General features: G+C 67.2%; 25 protein-coding genes and 2 pseudogenes. 13 read left to right on the top strand and 14 right to left on the bottom strand.

All coding sequences use genetic code 11. The features are described 5' to 3' along the window. Window positions 1-105 precede the first annotated feature (105 nt). Together C6A86_RS15070 and C6A86_RS15065 are read left to right on the top strand one after the other, a co-directional pair. Window positions 106-1212: a glycosyltransferase gene (locus tag C6A86_RS15070; RefSeq protein WP_105361843.1), complete on the top strand. Its 1107-nt coding sequence runs from the start codon at window positions 106-108 to the stop codon at window positions 1210-1212. A gap of 56 nt (window positions 1213-1268) precedes the next feature. Beyond that, the gene (locus tag C6A86_RS15065; RefSeq protein WP_233212869.1) at window positions 1269-1679 is read left to right on the top strand and encodes a hypothetical protein; all 411 of its coding nucleotides are present in this window, start codon (window positions 1269-1271) and stop codon (window positions 1677-1679) included. Between the two features lie 9 nt (window positions 1680-1688). On the opposite strand, the gene C6A86_RS15060 is transcribed toward C6A86_RS15065, so the two are convergent. Both C6A86_RS15060 and C6A86_RS15055 read right to left on the bottom strand, forming a co-directional pair. After that, window positions 1689-2972, bottom strand: coding sequence for a cytochrome P450 (locus C6A86_RS15060; protein ID WP_105361844.1), 1284 nt, complete (start codon window positions 2970-2972; stop codon window positions 1689-1691). Window positions 2973-3024: 52 nt separating this feature from the next. Next, the gene (locus tag C6A86_RS15055) at window positions 3025-3432 is read right to left on the bottom strand and encodes a DUF6188 family protein (protein WP_105361845.1); all 408 of its coding nucleotides are present in this window, start codon (window positions 3430-3432) and stop codon (window positions 3025-3027) included. 255 nt (window positions 3433-3687) lie between these two features. Between C6A86_RS15055 and C6A86_RS15050 the strand changes: the two genes are divergently transcribed. Beyond that, window positions 3688-4578 (top strand): cyclopropane mycolic acid synthase family methyltransferase, encoded by an 891-nt coding sequence (locus tag C6A86_RS15050; protein WP_105361846.1) that lies wholly within the window; start codon window positions 3688-3690, stop codon window positions 4576-4578. A 4-nt stretch (window positions 4579-4582) separates the two neighbouring features. Here C6A86_RS15050 and C6A86_RS15045 read toward each other — a convergent pair whose 3' ends face one another. After that, entirely contained in the window at window positions 4583-5014 is a 432-nt protein-coding gene (locus tag C6A86_RS15045) for a thioesterase family protein (protein WP_105361847.1), read from the bottom strand. Between the two features lie 61 nt (window positions 5015-5075). Between C6A86_RS15045 and C6A86_RS15040 the strand changes: the two genes are divergently transcribed. Further along, a complete protein-coding gene (locus C6A86_RS15040; protein WP_311100717.1) occupies window positions 5076-6062 on the top strand; it encodes a threonine/serine dehydratase in 987 nt (328 codons plus the stop codon). On the opposite strand, the gene C6A86_RS15035 is transcribed toward C6A86_RS15040, so the two are convergent. Together C6A86_RS15035 and C6A86_RS15030 are read right to left on the bottom strand one after the other, a co-directional pair. Then, the gene (locus C6A86_RS15035; protein ID WP_105361817.1) at window positions 6030-6251 is read right to left on the bottom strand and encodes a hypothetical protein; all 222 of its coding nucleotides are present in this window, start codon (window positions 6249-6251) and stop codon (window positions 6030-6032) included. The genes C6A86_RS15040 and C6A86_RS15035 overlap by 33 nt on opposite strands. A 218-nt stretch (window positions 6252-6469) precedes the next feature. Further along, complete coding sequence (locus C6A86_RS15030) at window positions 6470-7948, bottom strand: peptide MFS transporter (protein ID WP_105361818.1); 1479 nt, start codon at window positions 7946-7948, stop codon at window positions 6470-6472. Window positions 7949-8215: 267 nt separating this feature from the next. Here C6A86_RS15030 and C6A86_RS15025 point away from each other — a divergent pair, with 267 nt between their 5' ends. Further along, window positions 8216-9457 (top strand): hypothetical protein, encoded by a 1242-nt coding sequence (locus C6A86_RS15025; protein ID WP_311100716.1) that lies wholly within the window; start codon window positions 8216-8218, stop codon window positions 9455-9457. Window positions 9458-9590: 133 nt separating this feature from the next. Beyond that, the gene (locus tag C6A86_RS15020) at window positions 9591-10307 is read left to right on the top strand and encodes a L,D-transpeptidase family protein (RefSeq protein ID WP_233212866.1); all 717 of its coding nucleotides are present in this window, start codon (window positions 9591-9593) and stop codon (window positions 10305-10307) included. Here the strand turns inward: C6A86_RS15020 and C6A86_RS15015 are convergent. The 3 genes and pseudogenes from C6A86_RS15015 to C6A86_RS15005 all read right to left on the bottom strand — a co-directional run bounded on the left by C6A86_RS15015 (window position 10304) and on the right by C6A86_RS15005 (window position 12473). Beyond that, a complete protein-coding gene (locus tag C6A86_RS15015; protein ID WP_105361821.1) occupies window positions 10304-10951 on the bottom strand; it encodes a sterol desaturase family protein in 648 nt (215 codons plus the stop codon). The genes C6A86_RS15020 and C6A86_RS15015 overlap by 4 nt on opposite strands. After that, window positions 10948-11670: a FadR/GntR family transcriptional regulator gene (locus C6A86_RS15010; protein WP_105361822.1), complete on the bottom strand. Its 723-nt coding sequence runs from the start codon at window positions 11668-11670 to the stop codon at window positions 10948-10950. The genes C6A86_RS15015 and C6A86_RS15010 overlap by 4 nt, the downstream gene beginning before the upstream one ends. Window positions 11671-11703: 33 nt before the next feature. Then, a pseudogene (locus tag C6A86_RS15005) lies at window positions 11704-12473 on the bottom strand (helix-turn-helix domain-containing protein). A gap of 127 nt (window positions 12474-12600) precedes the next feature. Here C6A86_RS15005 and C6A86_RS15000 point away from each other — a divergent pair. Continuing rightward, on the top strand, window positions 12601-12954 hold the full coding sequence (locus C6A86_RS15000) for a hypothetical protein (RefSeq protein WP_105361824.1): 354 nt from the start codon (window positions 12601-12603) through the stop codon (window positions 12952-12954). Here the strand turns inward: C6A86_RS15000 and C6A86_RS14995 are convergent. After that, on the bottom strand, window positions 12899-14155 hold the full coding sequence (locus C6A86_RS14995) for a cytochrome P450 (RefSeq protein ID WP_105361825.1): 1257 nt from the start codon (window positions 14153-14155) through the stop codon (window positions 12899-12901). The genes C6A86_RS15000 and C6A86_RS14995 overlap by 56 nt on opposite strands. 206 nt (window positions 14156-14361) lie before the next feature. Between C6A86_RS14995 and C6A86_RS14990 the strand changes: the two genes are divergently transcribed. Beyond that, window positions 14362-14853, top strand: a complete 492-nt coding sequence (locus tag C6A86_RS14990) for a hypothetical protein (protein WP_311100715.1) — start codon at window positions 14362-14364, stop codon at window positions 14851-14853. Here C6A86_RS14990 and C6A86_RS14985 read toward each other — a convergent pair. The 3 genes and pseudogenes from C6A86_RS14985 to C6A86_RS14975 all read right to left on the bottom strand — a co-directional run bounded on the left by C6A86_RS14985 (window position 14850) and on the right by C6A86_RS14975 (window position 18920). Beyond that, a pseudogene (locus C6A86_RS14985) lies at window positions 14850-17100 on the bottom strand (molybdopterin-dependent oxidoreductase). The gene C6A86_RS14990 and the pseudogene C6A86_RS14985 sit on opposite strands and share 4 nt — an antisense overlap. Further along, on the bottom strand, window positions 17093-17665 hold the full coding sequence (locus C6A86_RS14980; protein ID WP_105364036.1) for a TetR/AcrR family transcriptional regulator: 573 nt from the start codon (window positions 17663-17665) through the stop codon (window positions 17093-17095). The pseudogene C6A86_RS14985 and the gene C6A86_RS14980 overlap by 8 nt, the downstream one beginning before the upstream one ends. Before the next feature lie 121 nt (window positions 17666-17786). Next, window positions 17787-18920 (bottom strand): nitronate monooxygenase, encoded by a 1134-nt coding sequence (locus C6A86_RS14975; protein ID WP_105364037.1) that lies wholly within the window; start codon window positions 18918-18920, stop codon window positions 17787-17789. 194 nt (window positions 18921-19114) lie between these two features. Here C6A86_RS14975 and C6A86_RS14970 point away from each other — a divergent pair, with 194 nt between their 5' ends. Both C6A86_RS14970 and C6A86_RS14965 read left to right on the top strand, forming a co-directional pair. Continuing rightward, on the top strand, window positions 19115-19735 hold the full coding sequence (locus C6A86_RS14970; RefSeq protein ID WP_105364038.1) for a fatty-acid--CoA ligase: 621 nt from the start codon (window positions 19115-19117) through the stop codon (window positions 19733-19735). Beyond that, entirely contained in the window at window positions 19735-19935 is a 201-nt protein-coding gene (locus tag C6A86_RS14965; RefSeq protein ID WP_105364039.1) for a bacterioferritin-associated ferredoxin, read from the top strand. Before C6A86_RS14970 ends, C6A86_RS14965 begins: the two co-directional genes overlap by 1 nt. Here the strand turns inward: C6A86_RS14965 and C6A86_RS14960 are convergent. Beyond that, the gene (locus C6A86_RS14960; protein ID WP_105364040.1) at window positions 19877-20626 is read right to left on the bottom strand and encodes an HAD family phosphatase; all 750 of its coding nucleotides are present in this window, start codon (window positions 20624-20626) and stop codon (window positions 19877-19879) included. The two genes, C6A86_RS14965 and C6A86_RS14960, sit on opposite strands and share 59 nt — an antisense overlap. Window positions 20627-20657: 31 nt before the next feature. Continuing rightward, window positions 20658-21761: a polyprenyl synthetase family protein gene (locus C6A86_RS14955; protein WP_105364041.1), complete on the bottom strand. Its 1104-nt coding sequence runs from the start codon at window positions 21759-21761 to the stop codon at window positions 20658-20660. A gap of 260 nt (window positions 21762-22021) precedes the next feature. On the opposite strand from C6A86_RS14955, the gene C6A86_RS14950 reads away from it, so the two are divergent. The 3 genes from C6A86_RS14950 to C6A86_RS14940 are packed head-to-tail and all read left to right on the top strand — an operon-like array spanning window position 22022 to window position 24833. Then, window positions 22022-23428: an APC family permease gene (locus C6A86_RS14950; protein ID WP_396835325.1), complete on the top strand. Its 1407-nt coding sequence runs from the start codon at window positions 22022-22024 to the stop codon at window positions 23426-23428. Next, complete coding sequence (locus tag C6A86_RS14945) at window positions 23425-24126, top strand: SDR family NAD(P)-dependent oxidoreductase (protein ID WP_105364043.1); 702 nt, start codon at window positions 23425-23427, stop codon at window positions 24124-24126. The genes C6A86_RS14950 and C6A86_RS14945 overlap by 4 nt, the downstream gene beginning before the upstream one ends. Then, window positions 24126-24833: an SDR family NAD(P)-dependent oxidoreductase gene (locus C6A86_RS14940; RefSeq protein ID WP_105364044.1), complete on the top strand. Its 708-nt coding sequence runs from the start codon at window positions 24126-24128 to the stop codon at window positions 24831-24833. The genes C6A86_RS14945 and C6A86_RS14940 overlap by 1 nt, the downstream gene beginning before the upstream one ends. Window positions 24834-24839: the final 6 nt, after the last annotated feature.

The raw sequence follows: 24839 nt of genomic DNA, 5'->3' as shown, positions 1-24839 counted from the left end.
ACCGAACCTCGTGGGCGAACCCGCATAGCGCACATTCACCCTGCGTTAACGCACCGGTAGGCCCGGCGTGTTCGTGCGCACATGGGTGGCGGCTGTGATGGGCACATGCGAGTCGTGCAGGTCGCGAACTTCTACGGTCCGCGGTCCGGGGGGCTGCGGACCGCCATCGACCGGCTCGGCGCGGAATATGCCGCGGCCGGTCACCAGGTCACCCTGGTGGTACCCGGTGACCGGGCCGCGCGGCACACCTTGGAAACGGGCGTCACCCGGCTGTCGCTGCCCGCGAAGCTGATTCCGCTCACCGGTGGGTACCGCGCGGTACTGCCCGGCCCGGTCACCGCGTTGCTGGCCGAGCTGGAGCCCGACGCCCTGGAGGTGTCCGACCGGCTCACGCTGCGCTCGCTCGGCCCGTGGGGCAGGCGGCGGGGCGTGGCCACGGTGATGATCTCCCACGAACGGCTGGACCGCCTGGTCGGGCAGATCCTGCCGGCCGGCGCGGCGCGCGCGGTCGCCGACATCGCCAATCGCCGCACCGCACACAACTACGACGCGGTGGTCTGCACGACGGCATTTGCCCGCGAGGAGTTCGACCGGATCGGTGCGGACAATGTCGTCACCGTGCCCCTCGGCGTCGACCTCCATCAGTTCCATCCGCGGCACCGCAGCGCGCAGTTGCGCAGCCGCTGGGCGCAACCCGACCAGACTCTGCTGGTGCACTGCGGCAGGCTGTCGGTGGAGAAGCACGCCCACCGCAGTATCGACACCGTTGGCGCGCTGCGTGACTCGGGCATCGATGCGCGTCTGGTGGTGGTCGGTGAAGGGCCGTTGCGGGCCCGGCTGGAACGTCAGGCGGCAGGGCTACCCGTGGATTTCACCGGTTTCATCGGGTGCCGCGATACGGTAGCCGCCATCCTGGCCTCCGCCGATGTCGCGCTGGCGCCGGGCCCGCACGAGACCTTCGGCCTGGCGGCGTTGGAGGCACTGGCCTGTGGCACGCCCGCGGTGGTGTCGCGCACCTCGGCGCTCGCCGAGATCCTCACCGCCGACAGCGGTGCTACCGCGGACAACGATCCGGCGGCCATCGCGCGGGCGGTCACCTCCGTGGTCGCCCGGCCCGAAACGCAACGCCGGATCGACGCGCGCCGCCGTGCCGAACAGTTCACCTGGCCGCGCGCCGCTGCCGGCATGCTCGACGTGCTCGCCCGGCGCTGACACCGAAATTGCGCAGCCGGGTATGGACGGCGCACCGGTGCCCTACGATTCCGGGCATGGTGGTCTCCGCGGTGCCGTGGTCCGGATTGGCGATACCCGCTCTGATGGTGGCTGCGCTGAGCGGCGCGGGTCAGGCCGCCGCGGCACCTGCAGACCCGGGCTGTGCCACAACGCTGACGGCACCGCAGGTGATCGACGTGTCCGGCACCGCCATGGTGTCGGCCTCGGCGTCGCCGGGGGCCTGCAACCGTGCCGCGCCGCAGCTGCAGGTCGCCTGCCTACAACTTGTGGGCAGCACGGTCGCACCGGTATGTGTGCAGGCCGAAGGGCCGGGAACCGCGCGGGTGAACTTCGCCCCGTACACCCCGGGGGCCAGCTATGTGGCCACCGGCCGCAGCTGCGCCAATGCCGGTAGCCCGCCGGTCACGTTCTGCCGATCTGCCGGACCGCTCACCGCAACGCTGTAGGGCCTGGGTTCAGCCTGCGCGCGTCCACCGCACCGGCAGGCGCTTGATGCCGTGGATGAAGGGCGACAGCAGCCGATCCGGCTCGGCATCGGCCGCCAGATCCGGTATCTGCCTGTGCAACTCCTCGAACGCGACCGTGATCTCCCGACGGGCCAGGTTGGCGCCCAGGCAGAAATGTGCCCCGCCGCCCCCGAACCCGACATGCGGGTTGGGGCTGCGCCGGATGTCGAAACGCCAGGGGTCGAGGAAACGGGTTTCGTCGCGGTTGGCCGATCCGTACCACAGGGTGACCTTGTCGCCGGCGGCCATCGCCACACCGCTCAGTTCGGTATCGCGGGTGAGGGTGCGCCGCATGTAGGCCACCGGGGAGGCCCAGCGGATGATCTCCTCGACGGCGGTCGGCGCGAGCGCGTCGTAGTCCGACCACCAGAGGTCGCGTTCTTCGGGAAAGCGGCTCAACGCGGCGACACCATGGCTGATCGCGTTGCGGGTGGTTTCGTTGCCTGCCACCACGAGCAGGATGAAGAAGGAGGCCACTTCCGCCGACGTCAACTGTTCACCGTCCACTTCGGCGGCCACCAGTGCGGTGGTCAGGTCATCGCCCGGTCGAGCCCGACGGTCCTCGGCCAGATCCTTGGCGTACGCGCCGATATCCATGGCGACGTGCGCGAACTCGTCGAAATCGGTGGTGAGGTCCGGGTCTCCGAAACCGAGGATCACATTCGTCCAGTGGAAGATCTTGTCGTGATCGTGCTCGTCGATGCCCATCATGTCGCAGATGACCTGCAGCGGTAGTGGGCCGGCCAGCGTCGTCACCAGGTCGGCCCGGCCGTCGGGATGGTCGGCGACCATCCGTGACACCAGGTGGCGGGCGCGTTCGAGTACCGATTCCTCGATCCGGGCGAGCACCTTGGGAGTAAAGGCGCTGCGCACGATATTGCGCAGCCTGCTGTGCCGCGGGTCGTCCATCGCGATCATCGATCCGAAGTACTCGGCGAGCTCGGGCGTCTGGTCGCCGATGGTGATGTTCGGGCTGGAGCTGAACACGTCGGGGTGCCGGCTCGCGAAGTGCACGTCGTCGTAGCGCGCCAAGGCCCAGTGTCCGGCGCCGGCGTCGACACCTTCCGCGGTGATCGGCGCGTGAAAGGAGACCGGCGCTTCGCGGCGCAGGGTGGCGAAGGCGGCGTCGCGGAAGTCGTCGTCCCGCGACCAGAAGCGCCAGGAGCCGAGATCGACCTCGGCCAGATCGACCTGCGGGGGCTGCGATCCGTTGACACGTGTCGCGATCGGCATGGCCGTAGCTTAGGTTCGCCGCGCGCGGGTCACCGGGTTTTGAACCGGCCGCTCAGTCGGGCAGGTCGTGACGCACCACGCGGACCCGCCCGTGTGGCAGGCATGCCGCGTACCCGTGGAGCTTGCCGTACAACTCCCACGAGGTGTGCGCATCGTCGCTGGGGACGTCGATGTGCTGCCCGCCGGAGAACTGCAGGTGCAGGCTGCCGTCCTCATCCCAGTCGGCATGCGTGCACGTGGTGCCGGCGAAGTCGAAGAGCGGCTTCTGCTCGTTGCGTACGGCGGTCGGATCGATGGCCACCACCTCGGACGCTCCCGAGGGGGCGCCGGCGATATCGGGCAACGTCAGCTCCAGCGGTGCGGAGATGACGAGCTCGTTGTATTCGTCCAGGTTGAGCACCAGACCGTCGCGGAACATGATCCGCTGTAGGGTGCGCCCCTGGATCCATTGTTCGGTCATTTCTCCACTTTGGGCCGTTGCTGGGCCCAGCACAAGAGATGATGGGCAGTTCGCTCCGGCTCGGGTTCTGCCCTGTTGTCCAGGCTAGAGTTCGCAGGTGAAAGCCGCTGGTTGAACGCCTGCCGGAGCGGGCCACATGCCAGACACTGTTCGCTGATGTAAACGGTTGCTGCTCCCGGGCGTAAACTCCACGCAACGGGGGAGGGTTCACGCAACGAGCCGGTCCATGTACGTGTCACTAGTGAAAGGGCTGACTTGCCCGCATCAGACAACCGAGTTCCCGAAACCGGTCTCAAACCGCATTTCGAGGACGTGCAGGCGCATTACGACCTGTCGGACGACTTTTTCCGGCTGTTTCTGGATCCCACCCAGACCTACAGCTGTGCCTATTTCGAACGCGACGACATGACCCTGGAAGAGGCTCAGTACGCGAAGATCGACCTCTCGCTGGGCAAACTGGGGCTGGAGCCGGGGATGAAGCTCCTCGACGTCGGCTGCGGGTGGGGCGCCACCCTCAAGCGCGCCATCGAACGTTACGACGTCGATGTGGTCGGGCTGACGTTGAGTCGCAACCAGCAGGCCCATGTCCAGGAGCTTTTCGACGGCCTGGACACCGATCGGTCCCGCGAGGTACTGCTCGAGGGCTGGGAACAGTTCAGCGGGTCTGTCGACCGGATCGTGTCGATCGGCGCGTTCGAGCATTTCGGCGCCAACCGGTACGACGACTTCTTCAAGATGGCCTACACCGCGCTACCGGCCGGTGGCTCGATGCTGCTGCACACGATCGTCAAACCCAGTGACGCCGAGTTCGGGGACCGCGGGCTGCCGCTGACCATGACGAAGCTCAAGTTTTTCAAATTCATCATGGACGAGATCTTCCCGGGCGGAATGCTGCCGTTCGTCTCGGTCGTGGAGGAGCATGCCGCGAAGGCCGGATTCCAGGTGCAACGGGTGCAGTCGCTGCGGTTGCACTACGCGCGGACGCTCTCGATCTGGGCAGACGCCCTGGAAGCTCGCCGTGACGAGGCGATCGCCATCCAGTCCGAAGAGGTCTACGACAGGTACATGCGGTACCTGACCGGCTGCTCCGAGCTGTTCCGGGACGGATACACCGACGTCTGTCAGTTCACCCTGCACAAGGCCTGATCGGTCACCTCGCGGCTTCGAGGGCTTGGCGCAACGCATCGGGTAGTTCGCGTTTCGCCCAGCCGTCGGTGGACACCACCACGTACACATTGCGCCCGCGCACCGCGACCTGTTCGACGCCGCGTGGGTCGCCGGGTGCGGTGCGTAGCACCGTGAAGCTCACGGCGAAGCTGGTCGTGCCGATGTGGTCGCACACCGCGTCGACCCGGACATCGTCGCGCCAGCGGACCGACGTCAGGTAGTCGATCTCGCTGTGGACGACCTGGAAGTCGACTCCGGTGGTCGTCAATTGCGCGTAGTCGAGGCCATGGCCATCCAGCAGCGCGGTGCACGCCTCGTCGAACCACGTCAGGTAGTGGCCGTTGAACACCACGCCCTGCTGATCGATCTCCGCGTACCGGGGCACGATCTTCAGTGAACTCACGCCAGCCACCATGCACGACGACCGCGGGTCACCGCTAGCATCGAGCGGTGACCTCTGCGGCGACGGAATCCCGATGAGCGCGCCCACCCTCGTCACCGTCGGCGAGATCAGGGCGGCGGCGGATCGGTTGCGCGGCAGCATCATGCGTACACCCCTCATCCCGGCGCCGTGGGCGGATCCCGACCGGCCGCTGTCCATCAAACCGGAGAGCCTGCAGGTCATCGGCGCGTTCAAGGTGCGCGGTGCGCTCAATGCGATCGGCCGCATCGATGACGGGATCCGGCAGCGCGGCGTCGTCGCCTATTCGAGCGGAAATCACGCGCAGGCAGTTGCTTACGCCGCCGCGCGATTCGGCATCGACGCGCACATCGTGATGCCCGAGGAGACACCCCGGGTCAAGGTGGCGCGCACCAGAAGCCACGGCGCCCGGGTGGTGTTGTGCGGTGCGGGTCAACGTGAGGTGGTGGCCGCGCAACTCGTCGAGGAAACCGGCGCCACGTTGGTGCCGCCGTTCGACCATCCCGATGTCATTGCCGGCCAGGGCACGATCGGTCTGGAGATCGCCGAGGACCTGCCCGATGTCAGGACCGTGCTGGTTCCGGTCAGCGGCGGCGGGTTGGCCTCCGGTATCGGCACCGCCATCCGGGCGTTGTGCCCGGATGCGCAGATCTTCGGGGTCGAACCCGAACTGGCGGCCGACACGGCCGCGGGCCTGCGTCGGGGAAGTCGGGTCAGCATGCCGATCGAGGACCGCAACCGCACCATCGCCGACGGTCTGCGGTCCGAACCGTCGGATCTGACCTTCGCGCACCTGCAGCAGGTGCTCACCGATGTCCTGACCGTGACCGAAGACGAAATACGTTCCGCGGTAGCAGAACTGGCTGTGCAGGCGCGATTGGTCAGCGAGCCCAGCGGGGCGGTGGCACTGGCCGCCTACCGGCGTCACCGGACACCGGCGGGCAAGACCGTGATGATCCTGTCCGGCGGCAACATCGAACCGGCGCTGCTGGCCCAGATCCTGGCGGAGTCACCAACGGTCGGGGTTGACCAGGGGGACTGACACCCCGCAGCCGGCGTGGGCGCAGTGTGACCAGGCGTCCTGTTCGGCAGCGGCCTTGAGTCGGCGGCGCTGTCCGGCCCATCCGCACGAGCAGGTCGCCGTGGAATGGCCGAAGCCACGGTTGAACACGTAGACCGTTCCATGTCCGGTGGTCTCCGCGAACAGATCTTCGAGCAGCATGGATTTCATCGGTATATCTCCTTCGTCGACCTGACCTCGGTGTCATGTAGACGCACTGGCGCAGTTTGATTCTGCGCCGCAGCACCTCGAAATGGCGGGACCTGCGGGTCACGAGTCGGCGCAGATCCAGTCAAGCCGAAGTAACTGGTGATCCGTCTCTACCCGGGGTCTGGAGTTGCTAAACCCGGTGCCCATCCACGTAATTGACGCCACGGCAGGTTGCTGCGTCAGTGCACACCCTCCATCGACCGGCTGATGCGTCCGGTCAATGCCAACACCACCAGACCGGCGCCGATCGCCGTCAGGCCGAGGATGCCGAAGTAGGCGAACTCGTGTGCCGGGTCGTAATAGCCGGCCAACACCCCGGACATCGACGTTCCGAGGCCGACGGAGAAGAAGTACAGCGCCATCATCTGCGCCCGGAATGCCTCCGGCGCAAGTTGAGTCGTCACGGCCAGGCCGATCGGGGAGATCATCAGCTCGGAGACCGCGAACGCGGCCATGACCGCGACGATGAACAGCGCGGGCACCGCCCGCCCCGTGGTGCCCGCGAACGGCAGGAACAGCAGAAATGCCGCACCCATGCCGATGACGCCGTAGGCGAACTTGCGCGGCGTGGTGGGTGCCCGCTGCCCCAACCGGGTCCACATCACGGCGAACAGCGGTGACAGCGCGATGATCCAGACGGGCTCGATCGACCCGATCCAGCTCGACGGGGCCGTCCATCCGAAGATCGACCAGTTCATCCGTTCGTCCGAGTAGACCGCCAGCACGGTGAAGATCTGCTGGAACAGCGACCAGAACACGGCGTTGGCGATGAACAGCGGTATGAAGGCGCGGACCCGGGTGCGTTCGACCGCAGCGACTTTCGGGCTTGTCAGCAACACGATGAAGTAGCCGATGGAGGCGACGACGATGATTCCGGTGGTCACCTGGGACAGGTTCTCCAGTGTCACCAGCCCGGTGGTGAAGACCAGGACGGCGATGGTGACCACGCCGACCGCGACCCCGACGGCCGGGAGCACACCGCTGCGCGGCAGCGGGTTCGGCACATCGCGACCATGGCTACCCAGGTTGCGCCGGAACACCACGTACTGGGCCAGGCCGAAGGCCATACCGATTGCGGCGGCACCGAATCCGTAGTGGAACCCGACGTGTGTCTGGAGCAGGCCGGTGATCAGGGGCCCGGCGAAGGCGCCCAGGTTGATACCGAGGTAGAACAGCGTGAATCCGCCGTCGGCGCGCGCGTCGCCCTTGTCATACAGGGTGCCCAGCAGCGACGAGGCGTTGGCCTTGAGCGCACCGGAACCGAGTGCAACGAGGACCAGACCTACTGCGACGCCGGTGATTCCGGGCAGTACCGCCAGTGCGATGTGTCCGAGCATAACGACGATGCCGCCGTAGAACACCGTGCGTTCCATGCCGAGAACCCGGTCGGCCAGCCAGCCGCCCAGCACCGTCGACAGGTACACCAGCCCGCCGTACGCGCCGACGATGCCGGTCGCCGTGGTCTTGGACAGCTCGAGGCCGCCATCGGTGGCCGAGTAGTACAGGTAGTACCCGAGGATGGTGAGCATCCCGTAGAAGGAGAACCGTTCCCATAGTTCGACACCGAACAGATTCGTCAATCCGATCGGGTGACCGAACACGGTCCGTGCTGCCTGCTGATCCGTCTGGCCGCCCCCGGCCGGTTCCGCCCCAGTCATAGCGCCACCTTTTCACGTTGTCTCCCCGGCCCGATGCATTGTCGGCAAGTCCTGGCGGGTCGCTCCGGCCCCGACCGCGAGGGCAAATCACCCTATACGGCTTCACGAAGTCATTTCGGGTCCACAGCAAACCCAATGGCGAAGATTCGCGTGCACGGGTGGGTTCCTGGCTGCAACGCAGGTAGTCTCAGCCGGATAACGGGACGGTGGCTGCATCGTCACGACGCGGTCGCTGCGCGTGGCCGAAGAGGGTCCGAAGGGGTACGTGTGGACGCGGTGCTCGGCTTGTCGATGACACCAAGGTCGCTGTCAGTGGTGGTCGTGGGCGGCGGCAACGAGCCTGCCGCCGGCCGGAACGACGCGTTCGAGCTCGCCGTCGACGGCTCCGATGGGCGGTCGGCGACCGAACGTGCCACCGCTGCGGTGGAGGCGATCGCGGCCTCGCGCGGCGAGCGGCTGAAATCCATCGGCATCACCTGGAGTGACGATGCGGACGCCGAGGCGTCGCTGTTGATGGAATCGCTGACCGAATCGGGTTTCGACAATGTCGTGCCGATCCGCCTGCCGGAAGCGACCGAGGCCCTGGCCCGCGGGATGGCCGATGTCATCGGCTACCGCACCTCCGCGGTCTGCGTCATCGAACCGGACACCGCGATCGCCCTGATCGTGCACACCGGCGACGGTGCGGTGCAGACCGCGATCAACCACACCATCGACTCCGACGAGAGTCTCGTCGGCTGGCTGAGCACCGTGTTCGCCCGCGCCGACTGGCAGCCCGAAGCCCTGGTGGTGGTCGGGTCGGCCGGCGGGTTCGACGCCGTGCTGCCCCAGCTGGAGGAAGCGCTGTCGGTGCCGGTCTTCGCGCCGGCAGAGGCGCCCTTGGCGTTGGCGCGAGGTGCGGCACTCGCCTCGACCCACAACGCCGGGCTGCCACTGGACTCGAGCCCGTTGTTCTCGTCCGGTGCCACCGGCCGCCACGCCGCCGCCGAAGCGTCCCGGCTGTCGCCGTCACGACTGCTCGCCGGGCTGCTGGCGGCCGGAGTGGTGACCTTTGTGGCGTCGGCGTCCGTGGCGGTCGCCGTTGCCCTTTCCCCGCGCCCGGCCGCACCGCAGACGGCGCTCACCGCTGAGCGCGTCGTCGATGAGGCGCCGGTGGTCCGGCCCGCGCCCAGTGTCGCGGTCCCGCCGCCTGCCCAGGCTGCCGTTGTCCCCGAGCCGGTGGAAGCGGTCGCGCCGGTGGTCGAACCCGTCGTCGAGTCGGTGCCGCCGCCCGAGGTCAACCCCGTGGTGGACAACATCCCCGCCGAAGGGCCTTATGTCCTGGAAGCTCCGGCGCCGTTGCCACCGCCGCCCGTCGTGGCGCCACCGACCGTGGCCGGACCGCCGCCGGTGGTGGGGCCGGTCTATGACCAGCCGAAGAAACCGTTGCTGCAGCGCATCCGGGACAAATTGCGGATCGGTGGCGACGATCAGCCGCCGCCGATCATCATGAATCCGCCGATGGGCTGAGCGCCGACCCTCATCGCTGGCTAACATTTCCCGCACTCGGCACGATCTACGATGTAGTTCAGTACGCCAGGTCCGGATGTCCGGAAAAAGGGAGGTCGGGAACTTGCGCAGAAATTTTCGTCAGGTGCTGCTCATGGCGGGTGTCACGGTTGCCGCACTGATGACGTCGACCGGCACGGGTGTGGCGGCGGTGCCCACGCTGCCGGCGGCCGTATCGGTGTCGCCCGCGCCCGGCGACGTCGTCGGGGTGGCCTATCCGGTGACCGTGGCGTTCGCCGACCCGGTCCGGAATCGCGTCCAGGCCGAACGCGGTATCACGTTCTCGGTCGACGCCGTCCCGGCCGGCACCTACGAATGGCTGGACGATTCGACGGTGCGTTTCACCCCGACCGACTTCTGGCCCGCCCACTCGACCATCGCGGTCCAGGCGCTCGGTTTCAAGTCGTCGTTCGAGACCGGCGCTCAGGTGGTCGGTGTGGCCGATATCAGCGCGCACACCTACACGGTGAGCATCGACGGAGTGGTCGCCAGGGAAATGCCGGCATCGATGGGCAAGCCGGGGTTCGCCACCCCGATCGGCCGGTTCACCGCGCTGGGCAAGGAGAGCGTGGTGGTGATGGATTCCCGCACGATCGGCATCCCACTGGATGACCCGGAGGGCTACAAGCTCACGGTCTACGACGCGGTGCGGGTCACCTGGGGCGGCGTGTACGTGCACGGTGCGCCGTGGTCGGTCGGTTCTCAGGGGTACGCGAACGTCAGCCACGGCTGCATCAACCTCAGCCCCGACAACGCCGACTGGTACTACAACAACGTCAGCATCGGTGACCCGATCATCGTGCAGGCCTAGCCTCGGGCGTGCAGGTTGCGCGCCGTCGGTGAGGTTTCGACCGATCCCGGATCCGGATAGGTGCCCAGCACCCGGTCGGCGGTGCCGCTGCTGGTGACGGTGAACCAGTAGTGCTCGTTCTTGAAGTGGTGCTGGCGGTGGTTTCGCCAGATTGACCGGTAGACAGTCGATTTCGGCCGGTAATCGGTGTGGATCAGGTAGTGACACCATTCGTAGCCGATACCGAGCAGTGCGAGGAAGGTCAGAAACGTCAGGCCGCGCCCGAGGCTGGGGAACGCGATCAAGGCAACCGCCACGGCCAGCGGCAGCACCCACAGCAGCGACTGCCAGGGGATGAACACCAGCGGCAGATCGCGCGGTTCGACGTGGTGGTCGCGATGCTTGCGTGACAGCAGCGGATCCACCGTGACACCGGCGATCCGGCGTGGCCGCCAGTGCAGGATGACCACGTGGATCAACCATTCGGCGAACGGGAACACGGCGAGCATCACCAGTGGCACCACGGCGTCGGTGAGCTGCCAGTCGCCCGCGGACACCCGGGCCGCCGCGGCGGCGATCAGCGTCCCGGTGAGCATCCAAGGGGTGGGGTGGCGCAGGAACTCCCGTCCCACATCGGCCAGCGTGACGCCGCGACGCGTGCTCATGCAAGGTCCTCCAGTTCGGTGAGCGCGCCCAGCAGCGCGGTGGTGGCGGGCTCCAACAGGGCGCGGGCGGCGGCCGCGGCCGCGTCGGCGTCGCCGGCACGCACGGCGTCGGCGATCGCTCGATAGGCGGCGGGGTTGCCGACCTCGGCGGCCATCATGACGGCCAGCGCGGGCAGGGCGGGTTCGTAGGTCGCGCGCAGCGTGTTGTACATCAACCGGAACGCGATCGAGTCCGCGCCGTCGACCAGGTGATCCCAGAACATCAGCGCATGACGTTGTCGCTGCACCGGGTCGTCGTCCGCGCTCAGGGCGTCGATCGCGGCGTCGAGCAGGGCGGCCAGGTCCGGACCGCGCCGCGCGGCAGCGAGTTCGGCCACCTTGGGGCCGTTGTGCAGTCGGGTTTCCAGGATGGAGCGCACGACGGCGATGTCGAGTTCGCCGGCCCGGAACAGCAGCCGGGGGAGCAGGTCCAGCCCCGCGTGCCTGCGAAAATCACGCACCGTGGTGGTGTCGCCCTGGCGGATCTCCACCAAGCCGGTCGACGTGAGTCGCTTGAGCGCCTCGCGCACCGCGGGCCGGGATACTCCGAGGACCTCGGCCAGGCGACGTTCGCTGGGCAGCGCGTCGCCGGGCTTCATCTCTCCGCTGAGTACCTCGGCAACGATCTGTTCGAAGACGTCCTCGGGTACCGAGCGACGGTTGACCGGTTGCAGTGCCATGCACCCGAGAATGACACCCACACCGGTAAGAGGTCAAGTGGTCATACCAGTGCCATCGAGATTGGCCATGCCGCGTAGCGCTTCGGCGGTCGCGTCATCGGCGGGCAGGAAGGCCTCGATGCTGAGTTCGGCGGCGGTCAGATCCAACGCGGTGCCGAAGGTCGTGACGGTGGACAGGAAGGTGAGGATCTGCCCGCCCGGTGCGTCCAATTCCAAGGGTACGACGACCCCGCCCAGATCGGTGCTTGCATCGAGCCCGCCCGGATACGCTTCGATCTCGGCGAGCAGCTCGGCCGACCGCGCCGAACCGCTGACCGCGGACTCGCGCCGCAACCTCCCGATGACGTGGTGGCGCCACTGCGCGAGATTGCGAATCCGTGGGGCCAGCCCGTCGGGGTGCAACGAGATCCGCAGCGCGTTGGGCTGTGCCAGCAGGTGGGTGGCCACCCCGTCCAGCAGAATTGCCGCACCGGCGTTGACCTGCAGTACATTCCAGCCGCGGTCGATGGCAAGGCACGGAAAGGGGTTGTACGCGTTGAGAACTCGCTCCACGCCGGTCCGCACCGCGGACATCCCGGGGTCGTCGAGGGTGCGTTCGGAGTACGCCGGTGCCAGCCCCGCGGCGATCAGCAGCTGGTTCTGCTCGCGGGCCGGTACCTCAGCGCCGTGGCCAGCCGCAGCACCATCGCGCGGCTGGGTGTCGAGCGGCCGGTCTCGATGAAACTGACATGCCGGGCCGACACATCGGCCTCCAGTGCGAGGTCGAGCTGGCTCAGCCGTCGGCGCTGCCGCCACGACCGCATCAACGCACCGAACGGGGGAGTCTGCAGGTGAACACCGGTCACCCCGCCAGTCTCGACCACAACCGGTCGCGGCACCATTACCTCACCGGTAATTGCAGCGCTGACCTCTGCGGACGACGGTGGTGACATGAACGAGACCCGCAATCCCGACGTCCCCCGGTGGCTGCGCCTGGTGCTTCGATGCGACCGCGCCGGATCATCCTGGTACATCGGTACCGGTTTCTTCTTCGCGCCCGCCCTCGCGGTGCTCTCACCGTGGCCGGCGCTGACCACGGTGCTGTGGGTGGTGATCGCGCTGGCCGGCCTGTGGCTGGGACTGCTCGGCGTCGCGATGGCGACCGGTCTGGCCATCGTGCTGCGGCGCAACGGGGAGATCGACGAGGACTATTGGAGGTCCATCCTGGACTATCGGGATGCGCCCGGAGTCAGTGCGCGACAGGCTGCCTGGTCGCACCGGCATAGTCGACCTGCCAGTGCTTGATTCCGTTGAGCCAGCCCGAGCGCAGCCGCTCGGGCTTCTCCAGCGGGGTCAGATCGGGCATGGCATCGGCGATCGCGTTGAACATCAGGTCAATGGTCATCCGGGCCAGGTTCGCGCCGATGCAGTAGTGCGCGCCGGTGCCCCCGAAGCCGACATGCGGGTTGGGATCGCGAAGGATGTTGAACGCGAACGGATCCTCGAAGACCTCTTCGTCGAAGTTGGCCGAGCGGTAGAACATCACCACCCGCTGCCCCTTCTTGATGGGAACCCCGCCCAGTTCGGTGTCCTGCAGGGCGGTGCGCTGGAACGACGTCACCGGGGTCGCCCACCGGACGATCTCGTCGGCGGCGGTGCCCGGGCGCTCCCGCTTGAACAGCTCCCACTGATCGGGGAAGTCGGTGAACGCCATCATCCCCTGGGTGATCGAATTACGGGTGGTCTCATTGCCGGCCACCGCCAGCAGGATGACGAAGAACCCGAACTCGTCGTCGGATAGCTTGTGTCCCTCCACATCTGCCTGCACCAGTTTGGTGACCAGATCATCGGTGGGGTTGGCCGACTTCTCGGCCGCCATCTGCATGCCGTAGGTGATGAGTTCGACCGACGCGCTGATCGCGTCATTGTTCGCGAACTCGGGATCCTGGTCACCGACCATCTGATTGGACCAGTGGAAGAGTTTCATCCGGTCCTCCTGCGGCACACCCATCAGGCCGGCGATGGCCTGCAGGGGGAGCTCGCAGGACACCTGCTCGACGAAGTCGCCGCGGCCCTCCGCGAGCGCGGCCGCGGCGATCTCACGCGCCCGGTCGGCCAAATCGGCGCGCAGCTGCTCGACGGCCCGCGGCGTGAACGCCCGCGAGACGATCTTGCGCAGGTGGGTGTGATGCGGTGCATCCATGTTCAGCAGCACGAACTTGCCGGAGTCGATCTGGGCCTGGACGGTGCCGTCCTTGTAACGGGGCAGGGCTGTCTTCTCCAGACTGGAGAACACGTCGCTGCGCCGCGACACCTCCTTGACGTCCTTGTGCTTGGTCACCACCCAGAAGCCGCCGTCGTTGAATCCGCCGGCGCCATCGGGTTGCTCGTTCCACCAGATGGGGGCGACTTTGCGCATCTGTGCCAGCTCGTCGACCGGTAGTCGTTCGGCGTAGATGTCCGGATCGGTGAAGTCGAATCCGGCGGGCAGGTCGGGTGTCGGCATCGCGCAAGCCTCCGCGGTAGGAACTGGTGTCGCTATCGCATTGCTACACCAGAGACACACCCTGCGTCCTGAAGTCGGACAAGGTGACCGAGGCTGACAGCACGGCGGCGGAACTCAAAGGAAAGTCACAGCAGTCGCAGCTGTAACGAAACCGACGCCGAGACGGAAGATCATAGGGCAGGGTCCACGAGAGAGGAGCGTCGCCGATGATCGGTGTCGGAGCCAAGGTACTCAGCGCGGCGATCGGCGGCGGATTCGCCACGTTGATGTTCGCATCCCCGGCCGCCGCCGCGCCTGCCCCCACCCCACCCCCCGCTCCTGTCGCGGACGGCGCCGTCGTGCAGGCGGCTACCGTGCAGGCGGCCCCCACTCAGGCCGCCCCGGAGGGAGTACCGCACCTACCGAGCCCGGAGGCGCTGCCCCCGGGATCGACGATGGATCCCAGCGTGATGGCCGGCGGTGAGTCGCCGAACGTGAGCTACCTGCGGGATCTGTGGCACGCGGTGCAGAACCAGGAGCTCAGCGGTAAGGAAGCCCTGCTGCTCGGCATCTCGCAGCGCAACCTGAACACCCCGATCCCGGCCCAGGCGCCCGGACCGAACGTGCCGATCACGCCCGCCGGTCCCGCGCCGGTACCCACCATGCCGCCGGCTCCCGCCGCTCCGGTCCCGGCCCCGCCCGCCCCCGTCGCCCCCTAAACGCCGACAGGGTCGATACGCGCAGGCACGTGTTTGTGCCACGGGGTGCCGGCGTAGGCATCGCGCCAATCAGAGGCGGTCAGAGCATTGGGCGCGACCCCTGGTGCCGTGACGGTGCCATCGGTCCCGGCAAAGTCCAGCCCGTAACCGTTGGGCAACGAGGCATGCCCGGGCAGCATGGCTTCGCTGATCTCGACACACGCCTCCGCGGCCCCGGATGCGGTCGTGATGCGGGCCCGCCCGCCGTCGACCAGGCCCAGTGCACGGGCATCCTCGACGCTGACCCGCAGGGCGCCGTCGGTGTCGCGTTTGCGCCAGACCGGGTCGCGGATGATGTCGTTGGCCGTGAACGCGCGGCGCTCACCGGCCGACAGCACGATCGGATATTCGCTGCTGGTGAGCAGTGGCCGGTCGGCGGCCAGCGCGTTCAGTTCGGTGACCAGTTCCGGGATCTTCGAGCGCGATGCGGCGGTCCGGATGGCTGATCAGAGCCCAGTCGTCGGCGTATTCGTGTTCGGTGAAGGTCAGCCCGGACCGGGCCTCCAGGATCGCGGTGAACAGGGCGTTGCCATCGGGGTGTCCGGCGCGCTGCATCGCCTCCGGATAGGTCAGCGCCACCTTCTGGGCCAGCCCCCACAGACCCGCTGCGCCGGCCAAACCGTCGGGCAGGCTGGGGCCCAACGTCTCGTACAGCACGTAGGGCGCCACCTTGCCCAGCATCGGATTCGCGCCGACGGCGGCAAAGAAGGCCTGGGTGTACGCGTCCAGTCCGTCTGCGGCGGCTCGGCGTAGCGGCTGCAGTTCGGCATCGTCGACAACGCCCAGTTCACGTACCAGCCGTGCCCAGATCTCCGGCTCGGGCAGGGTGCCCGGCAGAGGCTCCAGCAGGCGATGGCGCAAATGGAAGGTGTTGTGCGGGAATTCGAGGTTGAAGAAGGTCGCCTCGGCCTTCTCGAACTGGCTGGCGGCGGGCAGTACGTAGTGCGCCAGCCGGGCGGTCTCGGTCATCGCGACGTCGACCACCACCAGCAGTTCCAGCGCGCGCAGCGCCTCGCCGACCGCAGTGGAGTCGGCGATCGAATGCGCCGGGTTGCTGCTCTCCACGATCATGGCGCGGAACCGGTCGGGATGGTCGCCGAGGATCTCCTGGGGCACCACATTGGACGGCACCAGTCCGGCGATGATCGGGGCCCCGGTGACCGGTGTGCGGCCCACCCCGCCGGCACCGAACAGTGGCGCGAAGCTCGAATGCAGATGCTGGCCACCGCGTTTGGCGAAGTTCCCGGTGAAGATCCACAGCAACTTGTTCAGGTAGGAACACAGCGTGCTGTTCGGCGCCTGCTGGATGCCGAGATCCTCGAACACCGAAACGCTGGCGGCTGACGCGATCCGGCGCGCCGCGTCACGCAACAACGCGGCATCCACGCCGCACCGCTGCGCATAGTCGTCGACGTCCACCCCGGCCAGCGCCCGCCGCACCGGTTCGACGCCGGTGACATGCTCGGCCAGAAACGCCTCGTCGCACAGGTTCTCCTGCACCAGCACTGCCGCCAGCGCACTCAGGCACCAGGCGTCGGTTCCGGGCCGCACCCGTAGATGGAAGTCGGCGAGCTTGGCGGTGTCGGTGATCACCGGGTCGATGACGATCATGGAGCGCGCCGGGTCCTTCGCGATCTCGTTGAGCACGGTGCGGGCCCGCGGAAAGCTCTGTGACATCCACGGGTTCTTCCCGACGAACACCGCGACCTCGGCATGCTCGAACTCGCCGCGGGTGTGCCCGCCGTAGAGCTGGCTGTCCACCCAGAACTCGCCGGTCTTCTCCTGCGCCAACGCATTCGAGCGGTACCGGGCGCCCAGCGCTTTGAGGAAGGCGCCGCTGTAGGCGCCGCCGAGGTGGTTGCCCTGGCCGCCGCCCCCGTAGTAGAAGATCTTGTCCCCGCCGTATTCGTCGCGGATGCGGGCGAAGCCTTCGGCGATCTCGGTGATCGCGGTGTCCCAGTCGATCTCCTCATGGTCGCCCGCGGGGGTGCGACGCATCGGCGAGGTCAGCCGGGCCCGGTTGTTCTGATAGTGGTCCAGCCGCAACGCCTTGTTGCAGGTGTAGCCCTGTGAGGCCGGATGCTGCTTGTCGCCGCGGATCTTGGACAGCGTGCGGCCCTCGAGCTGGACCACGATGCCGCAGTTGCATTCGCAGAGGATGCAGGCCGTGGGTTGCCAGTCCGAGGCGGCCGATGAGGTGTCAGGCATTTCCGGATTTCCCTTCGCCGGTGGCGGCGGTCACGAGGGCGCGCAACTGCCGGTGGACCATGTCGAGTGCGCCGGTGTCACCGGTCGTGCGGGCGACCAGGACGGCGCCCTCGATCGCGGTGGTGGTCAGCATCGCGAGTTCGGCAGCCCGGTCCGCGGTGGCGCCGTCGCTGCGCAGCAGTTGCTCGATCAGCCCGGTCCAGCGGACGAATGCCGCTGCCGCCCGTTCGACGACCGGCGGATTGTCGGCCTCTACGGCGACCGCGGCCACCGGGCAGCCGGCCCGGAAACCGGTCTCGGTGAGCTGGCTGCGGAACCCGTCGACGACGGTGTCGAGCGCGTCGAGTGCGCTGGTCGCGGCGGCTATCCGGCGCGCGATGTGATTATTGGCGAAATCGACCGCCTCGCAGAGCAGTTGGGTGCGCCCGCCGGGGAAGTGGTGGTAGGCCGAACCGCGCGGTGCGCCGCTGTGCTCGAGGACGTCTGAGATCGCCGTGGCATGTGCGCCGCGTTCGCGGATGAGCAGCGCCGCGGAGGCGACCATGCGGTCACGGGGCGAGGCCATGGGATATCCCTTCGCAGCGGATTATGTAGAGCATCATACATAACTCCGCTGACCGGGCCAGAGGCGAAAAAATGGCTGCCCCCGCGATCGCGGGAGCAGCCATTTCGGGTGGTTTGGCGGGCTAGACCGAGGCCGCTTCGTTGAGCTCGTTGAGGGTGTTGGTCGCCTCCAGGTATTCCTGCACCCAGCGCTCGATGACCGCGGAGGTCTTCTCGACCTTGGCGAACTGACCGACCACCTGGCCGACCGGGTTGAATGCCACGTCGACCGACTCGTTGGGGAACTTGTGCGTCGCGGCCACGGCCATGCCGGAGACCATGTACTGCAACGGCATCCCGAGGGGCTTCGGGTTCTCCGGCTTCTCCCAGGCCTCGGTCCAGTCGTTGCGCAGCATCCGGGCCGGCTTCCCGGTGAAGGACCGACTGCGCACGGTGTCCTTGCTGGTGGCCTTCGCATAGGCGGCGTGCTGCTGCGCGGTGTGCTCGGATTCCTCGACCATCACCCACTGCGAGCCGGTCCAGGCCCCCTGAGTGCCCAGGGCCAGGGCCGCCGCGATCTGCTGCCCGCTGCCGATACCGCCGGCGGCCAGCACCGGCACCGGCGCGACCTCCTTGACGACCTGCGGCCACAGCACGATCGAGCCGATCTCGCCGCTGTGTCCGCCGGCCTCGCCGCCCTGGGCGATGATGATGTCGACCCCCGCGTCGGCGTGCTTGCGGGCCTGCGACGGCGAGCCGCACAGCGCCGCGACCTTGCGGCCCTCGGCGTGGATGTGCTTGATCATCTCGGCGGGCGGGGTACCCAGCGCATTGGCGATCAACGTCATCTTGGGGTGCTTGAGCGCGATCTCGACCTGCGGGGTGGCGGTGGCCTCGGTCCAGCCGAGCAGCTGCAGCGCGTCATCGTCGCTGTGGTCGACCGGGACGCCGTGATCGGCCAGGATCTTCTTGGCGAAGTCGATGTGTTCCTGCGGGACCAAGTCGTTGAGCGTCTTCTTGAGCACCTCGGGATCCATATCGGTGGCGTCCATGCCCTCGTACTTGTTCGGGATCACGATGTCCACGCCGTAGGAGTGGTCGCCGATGTTCTCGTCGATCCAGTTGAGTTCGATCTCAAGCTGCTCCGGGCTGAATCCGACCGCACCCAGCACGCCGAACCCGCCGGCCTTGCTGACCGCGACCACCACGTCGCGGCAGTGGGTGAAGGCGAAGATGGGGAATTCGATACCCAATTGGTCGCAGAGGGGAGTGTGCACGCAGGCTCCTATGTTGGGCGATCGCGAATCGCAGACTGAAACGTGTTCTAGTTTAGTATCCCGGCCCTCGATTTCCGCAATGCTCACGGGCTCATTTGTCGCCATCGGCGTCGACACCGTGCGAGAATGCGATTACCGTTTTTCGGAAGTTCCATTAACAGCCGCCGTATCCACGATCCCGGGAGGGCCACGATATGAAGGACTGGCTGGCCAACTCTCTGGTGCTGGTGTCCGACTACCGCGTGCCCGACCCGACTGCGGTCTGGCCGCTGTTGCAGCGCCGCACCGAAGCGCTGGCGGGCATGGGTGTCCACCACGTACTGGTCTACACCTCGACGACGGATCCCGAGCGTGTTCTGGTGATCCTCGGCATCCACGCCCACGAACCGGTGCTGGATCTGCTGCGGTCCCGGGTGTTCTTCGACTGGTTCGACGCCGTCGGGGTCCAGGACCTGCCCGCGGTGTTCGCCGGTGAGCTGTTCGAACGGATCGACTTCGACCACGATGAGCATCCCGCCCCGCCGGTGATGGTGTCGATGGTGACCTCGGTCGCGGATATCGCCGCACTGAACACGCGGGTGCGGGGCGCGGCCAAGGCCTTCCATGCCTCCGGAGTGCAGCGCTTCTGGAGCTTCCGTGCGCTCGACGATCCGCACGAGGTGCTGATCCTGCAGCAGATCGACGACGAACTCAGTGCCCGGCGCTGGTTGCACGATTCCGACGATGCGGCCGAATGGCTCACCGAAGCCGGTGTGGGCGCCTACCCGCCGGTGTTCATCGGCCAGTTTCAGCAGATGATGCGCATCGAGGGCTGATGTTCGTCTGCCTCTGCAACGGCATCACCAGTCACGAGGTGGCTGATGCGGTGGACCGGGGAGCCGCCACCACCAAGCAGGTGGCACTCGCCTGTGGGGCCGGCGCCGACTGCGGCCGCTGCCGGCGCACGGTCCGCGCGATCATCGAATCCCGGGGCGCTGGGCGCGCGTCCACCACCGCCGGTCCTCCTCGGAACTGACCCGCAGCACCGGCCAGCCGTTCCTGGCCGCGGCGGCCGCAAGACCCGGCCGGGGATTGACCGCGCTGGGATGTCCGACCGCGTCCAGCACCGGCAGATCCTCGGTGCCGTCGGCGTAGCAGAAGCTCTCGGCCAGATCGATCCCGCGCTGCGCGCTGAATTCCATGACCGCTCTTGCCTTCTGACGTCCCCACACGATGGGTCTGACGATGTGACCGGTCAGCTTGTCCTCGGCGTCCACCTCGAAGTGGTTGCACAGCACATGCTCGATGCCGAGATGACGGGCGACCGGCCCGGCGTGCATGGTCAGGGCCGACGAACTCATCGCCACGGTGTGCCCGCGCTCTTGGTGTGCGGCGACCACGCGGGTCATCACCGGGAAGAGTCGACCGGCGATGCGGGTGGTGAACAACTCGTCCCCGAGGGCCTCGAGGTCGGCCAGCGGTTCGCCTGCGAGGTATCCCGCCGCGCGCTGAAGCAGCCGGGCGAACTGCATCCGGCCCAGTTTGTAGCGGAGGCTGGCCTCGAAGATCCCGGACAGTTCCCCGAATCCGGACTGCCCGTTGCGGATGCGGTGTCCGGCGTGCACCGTCGCGGTGAACCCACGCACCAGCGTCCCGTCGAGATCGAAGAACGCACCGATGTGTGGGCCCTGCGGACTCGCGAGTATGGCTGGCAGCGGGTCAGTCACTCTTCCATTGTGCGGCGTTCGGGCAGAACGGCTACGCGTCGGCCAGGAAGCGCAGGTCGGTGCACTCTGCCAGCAGTCCGGCAAGACCGTAGACACCGGCGTGATCCAGCTCCTCGGGCAAGTCGGTGAGTGCTCGATCGGCGACCGCCACCAGTTCGGAAATCCGCTGTCGGGTGCGGCGGACGGCGCCGCTGCGCAGCGCGATCTGCTGCACCTCGGCGATATCATCCTGGTCTGCTGCCTCGTTCCCGACGATCCGGTTCAGGATCCGGGCATCCGCCTCAGCGGACATGGTGATCGTGGCCCCTAACAGTTCGGTCGGCTTGCCCGTACGGATGTCGTCACCGGGCCGCTTTCCGGTGGACTCGGCGGAGCTGAACAGGTCGGCGAGATCGTCTCGCAGCTGGAAAGCCTGTCCGACCGCGCCCGAGTAGCTGCTCAGTGCCTTGGCGACCAGAGTCGGGGCGTGCCCGGCCAATATCGAACCCAACTCGACGGGGCGCACCACGGTGTACGAGCCGGTCTTGTACCGCAGGATCTTCTCCGCGGCTCCCGGCGAGTGATCGCGTTCGGCTTGCGCACGAAGCTCGAGCAGCTGCCCCGAGAGCACCTCCACGCGCATGGTTCGGAAACACTGCGTGATGGCTCGCCGCTGGTTCGGGAGCAGCGCGGCGGTCGCGTCGTCGAACTCGTCGTGCGCGGCCGCCCAAAGCAGATCGCCGACCAGTAGTGCGGTGGCGTCACCGAACTCCTGCGCGGCCCCCCACCAGCGCTGCGTGCGGTGATGGTCGGCGAGGGCGGCCCGCGCGGACGGCCTGCCACGACGCAGCTCAGAGCGATCGATGATGTCGTCGTGAACAAGGATGGCGGCGTGCAGCAGCTCCAGCGCCGCCGCAAGCTGCACCACCGGGCCGGTCGCCGATAGGTCTTTGGCGCCCAGCCGCCACGCGCAGAAGGCGAACCGCGGACGGAGACGCTTGCCGCCGGCAGTCACCGACGACAGGCCAATCTGAGCGAAGGCGCTCAATGCGGTGTCGATCTGTTGTAACGGCTCGGCCACCGTCGCGGTGACGCACGTGTGGAGACGCTGCTCGACAGCGACCAGGAAGTCGGTGATCTCAGGTTTGTCGGGCACGACACCTCATCTGCATGTATGTAGCTCTGTTCCGGGCTGTCGACGCCGCGAGTGTATGGGCTGACCGCCGGTCGTGGCGGATCCAGGGCGCCGACGTTGTACGGCCCTACAGTGCCGCGGCGGTGAACTGTGGCCGAGACCCGGCCTTGCGCTTTCGGCGTGCCGCACCGTCGGGCTCGTGCCCATACTTTGGTGTCCGAGAGATTGCGAAAGGGTGACACGTGATACCGAGCGGTCAAACAGATTCTGCACCAGTGGAATTGAAGCGGGAGTTCTCGCTATGGTCGGCCTTTGCCTTTGCTTTCGCCTTCATTTCGCCGATTGTGGCAATGTACGGCATCTACGGGCTGTCGCTGGCGACTGCCGGCCCGGGCTTCTGGTGGACCTTTGTCATCGTCGGCGCCGGGCAGTTCGTCATCGCGTTGGCCTTCGCCGAACTGGTGTCCCGCTGGCCCTTTGAGGGTTCGATCTATCAGTGGACCAAACGGCTGGCCGGTGAAATCGCCGGCTGGTTCGCAGGCTGGGTCTACATGTGGGCGTTGGTGATCATCATGGCCACCGTCGCCTACGGCGGTGCAGGCTTCCTGGCCGAGTTGATCGGCATTCAGGGCCCGACAGCGGTGCAGCAGAGCATCATTGCGTTGCTGATCCTGCTTGCCGGCACCGGAGCGAACATCCTTGGCCGCACCTTCCTGAAAGCCCTCATGGTGGGTAGCATCATCGCCGAGATCGTGGCCTCGCTCGGGTTGGGCACCTACCTTCTGGTCTTCCATCGCCACCACGGGCTGGATGTGCTGATGCAGGGCCTCGATGGGGGCGGCTGGTCCTGGGCCTATATCTCCGGGCCGTTCCTGGCCGCACTGGCGTTCACCAGCTGGTCGATTCTCGGCTTCGAGAGTGCGGGTGCCATCGCCGAGGAGGTCAAGGAACCGTCGCGCAACGTCCCCAGAGCGATGCTGTTCTCGGTGTCCTTCATTGCCGTGGTCGTCGCTTACGCATCGCTGGCGGTCACGCTGGCTGTCCCCGACTTCGACAAGATCAGCTCCGGTGAGGTTGCCGACCCGGTCACCTACGTGCTGGGTTCCGCGCTTGGTGAGTCGGCCGTCAAACCGATCCTGCTGGCCTTCGTGATCGGCTTCCTGGCAAGCTTTTTGGCGCTACAGGCATCAGCCTCTCGCGTGATCTGGGCCTTCGCCCGCGACAAAGTGCTGCCGGGATCACGAGTGCTGGCCAAGTTGTCGAAGACAGAGGCCCAGCCGGTGAGCGCCATCCTGGTCACCACGTTGATCGGAGCCGTGGTCTACCTGATCTCGGCCACCGATGTGTATTCGGTGCTGGTGACCTTCACGGCCGGCGGCTACTACCTGGCGTTCCTGTTTCCACTGGCGACCGGCCTGGTGGCGCGGCTACGGGGCAACTGGGTCCCTGGGCCGTGGAGCCTGGGTCGGTGGAGCACACCGGTGACCCTCGTGGCGACATTGTGGGCGGGATTCGCCTTCGTCAACATCATCTGGCCGCGCACCGTATCCGAGGCGTGGTACATCAACTGGGCATTCTTCGTTGCGATGGGCGCCATCCTGGCACTCGGTGCCGTGATCGTGAAGCTCCTCAAGGTCGGACATTCCGAGCCTGACAAGGTGATCGAGACGGTCGCGGAGCCGGTATGAGTGTGCGGGAACCGGTCGCTGTCGTCACCGGGGCGGGCAGTGGTATCGGCGCGGCGATCGCGCGGGTGCTCCGGTCCCGTGGCTGGATCGTCACCTCCATCTCCCGGGAGCCGGCCCCGGACACCGATATGTGGCAGATCGCCGATGTCGCCGATGAGCAGGCCGTCAACGACGCAATCGCCCGAGTCCGGGACACCTTCGGGAGCATCGAGGCGGCGGTGATCTGTGCCGGGCACTACGAGGAGACTCCCGCGCTGGAGATCTCGCCAACCGCGTGGATGCGGATGCTGCGGGTCCACGTCGGCGGCCTGGCTCATGTGTGCCGGGCGGTGTTGCCCGAGATGCGGCAGCGGGGGAGCGGCCGCATCGTCGGTATCGCCTCCGAACGCGCGATCGGTGGCGGCAGCAATGACGCCCACTACGCTGCAGCAAAGGCCGCCGCGCTGAGCCTGCTGCGCAGTATCGCCGTCGAAGTGGCCGCCGACGGTGTGCTCGTCAACGCCGTCGCCCCGGGCCCGTGTGACACCCCGCTGCTGCCTGCCGACTCCTGGGAGCGGGCTGAGGAGTTCCTCGACACGCTGCCGGCGCGGCGCATCGCCCAACCCGGGGAAGTCGCCGAACTTGTGGCCGCGCTGCTGGAAGAAGACCTGTTCCTGTGCGGCGAAGTGTTGTCGGTCAACAGCGGAACGGTGATCTGATGAAGACGAACGCGTCCCGGGTACTCGTCACCGGGGTAGACACAACACTCGGTGCCGCCGTCCGTGATCACTTCGTCGCGATGGGCGCCGATACTGTCGGAACGTGCACCGGCCCAGTCGATTTCACTGTACTCGGCGAGCATCTTACTTTACAGGTGCAGCCCGGCGATGCGGCGCAGGTCCGAGATGCGGTGACGCGTGCGGCCGGCGACATGGGCGGTATCGATGCACTGGTCGTCGCGCACGGCCTGCCCGTTGTCTCGGGACTGATCGATCAGTCGATGGACCAGTTCTGGGAGCATGTGGATTCCGTACTGACCGGGAGCTTCCTGTTCGCACAAGCAGTGGCAACGTCGATGCGCGACAGGCGCACCGGCGGTCGAATGGTGCTGACCACGTCGCGCTGGCATGTCGGCGGCGTTGACCTGTCCGCCGTCGCCGCCGCGGCCGGCGGCGTCGTCGCCCTGACCAAATCACTGACCAGGGACTTCGGCCATTTCGGAATCGGCGTCAACGCGGTGGCCGTCGGCGGGGTGGATTCGGAGTGGTCGGCCTGCGATGCGACCGCGGCGCTGCCGCCGGCCGGGCGAGTCGGTTCGGTCGGCCAGGTGGCCCGCGTCATCGGTCTGCTGTGCCGGCCCGATCTCGGTGCAGCTGTCGGTCAGATCGTGAACGTCGACGGCGGAGTATCACGAAATCGTGTTTAGGAGAGG

Origin of the sequence: Mycobacterium sp. ITM-2016-00316 (assembly GCF_002968335.2) — a bacterium.
Lineage (GTDB): Bacteria > Actinomycetota > Actinomycetes > Mycobacteriales > Mycobacteriaceae > Mycobacterium.
This window is presented reverse-complemented; position numbering and strand designations above follow the sequence as displayed.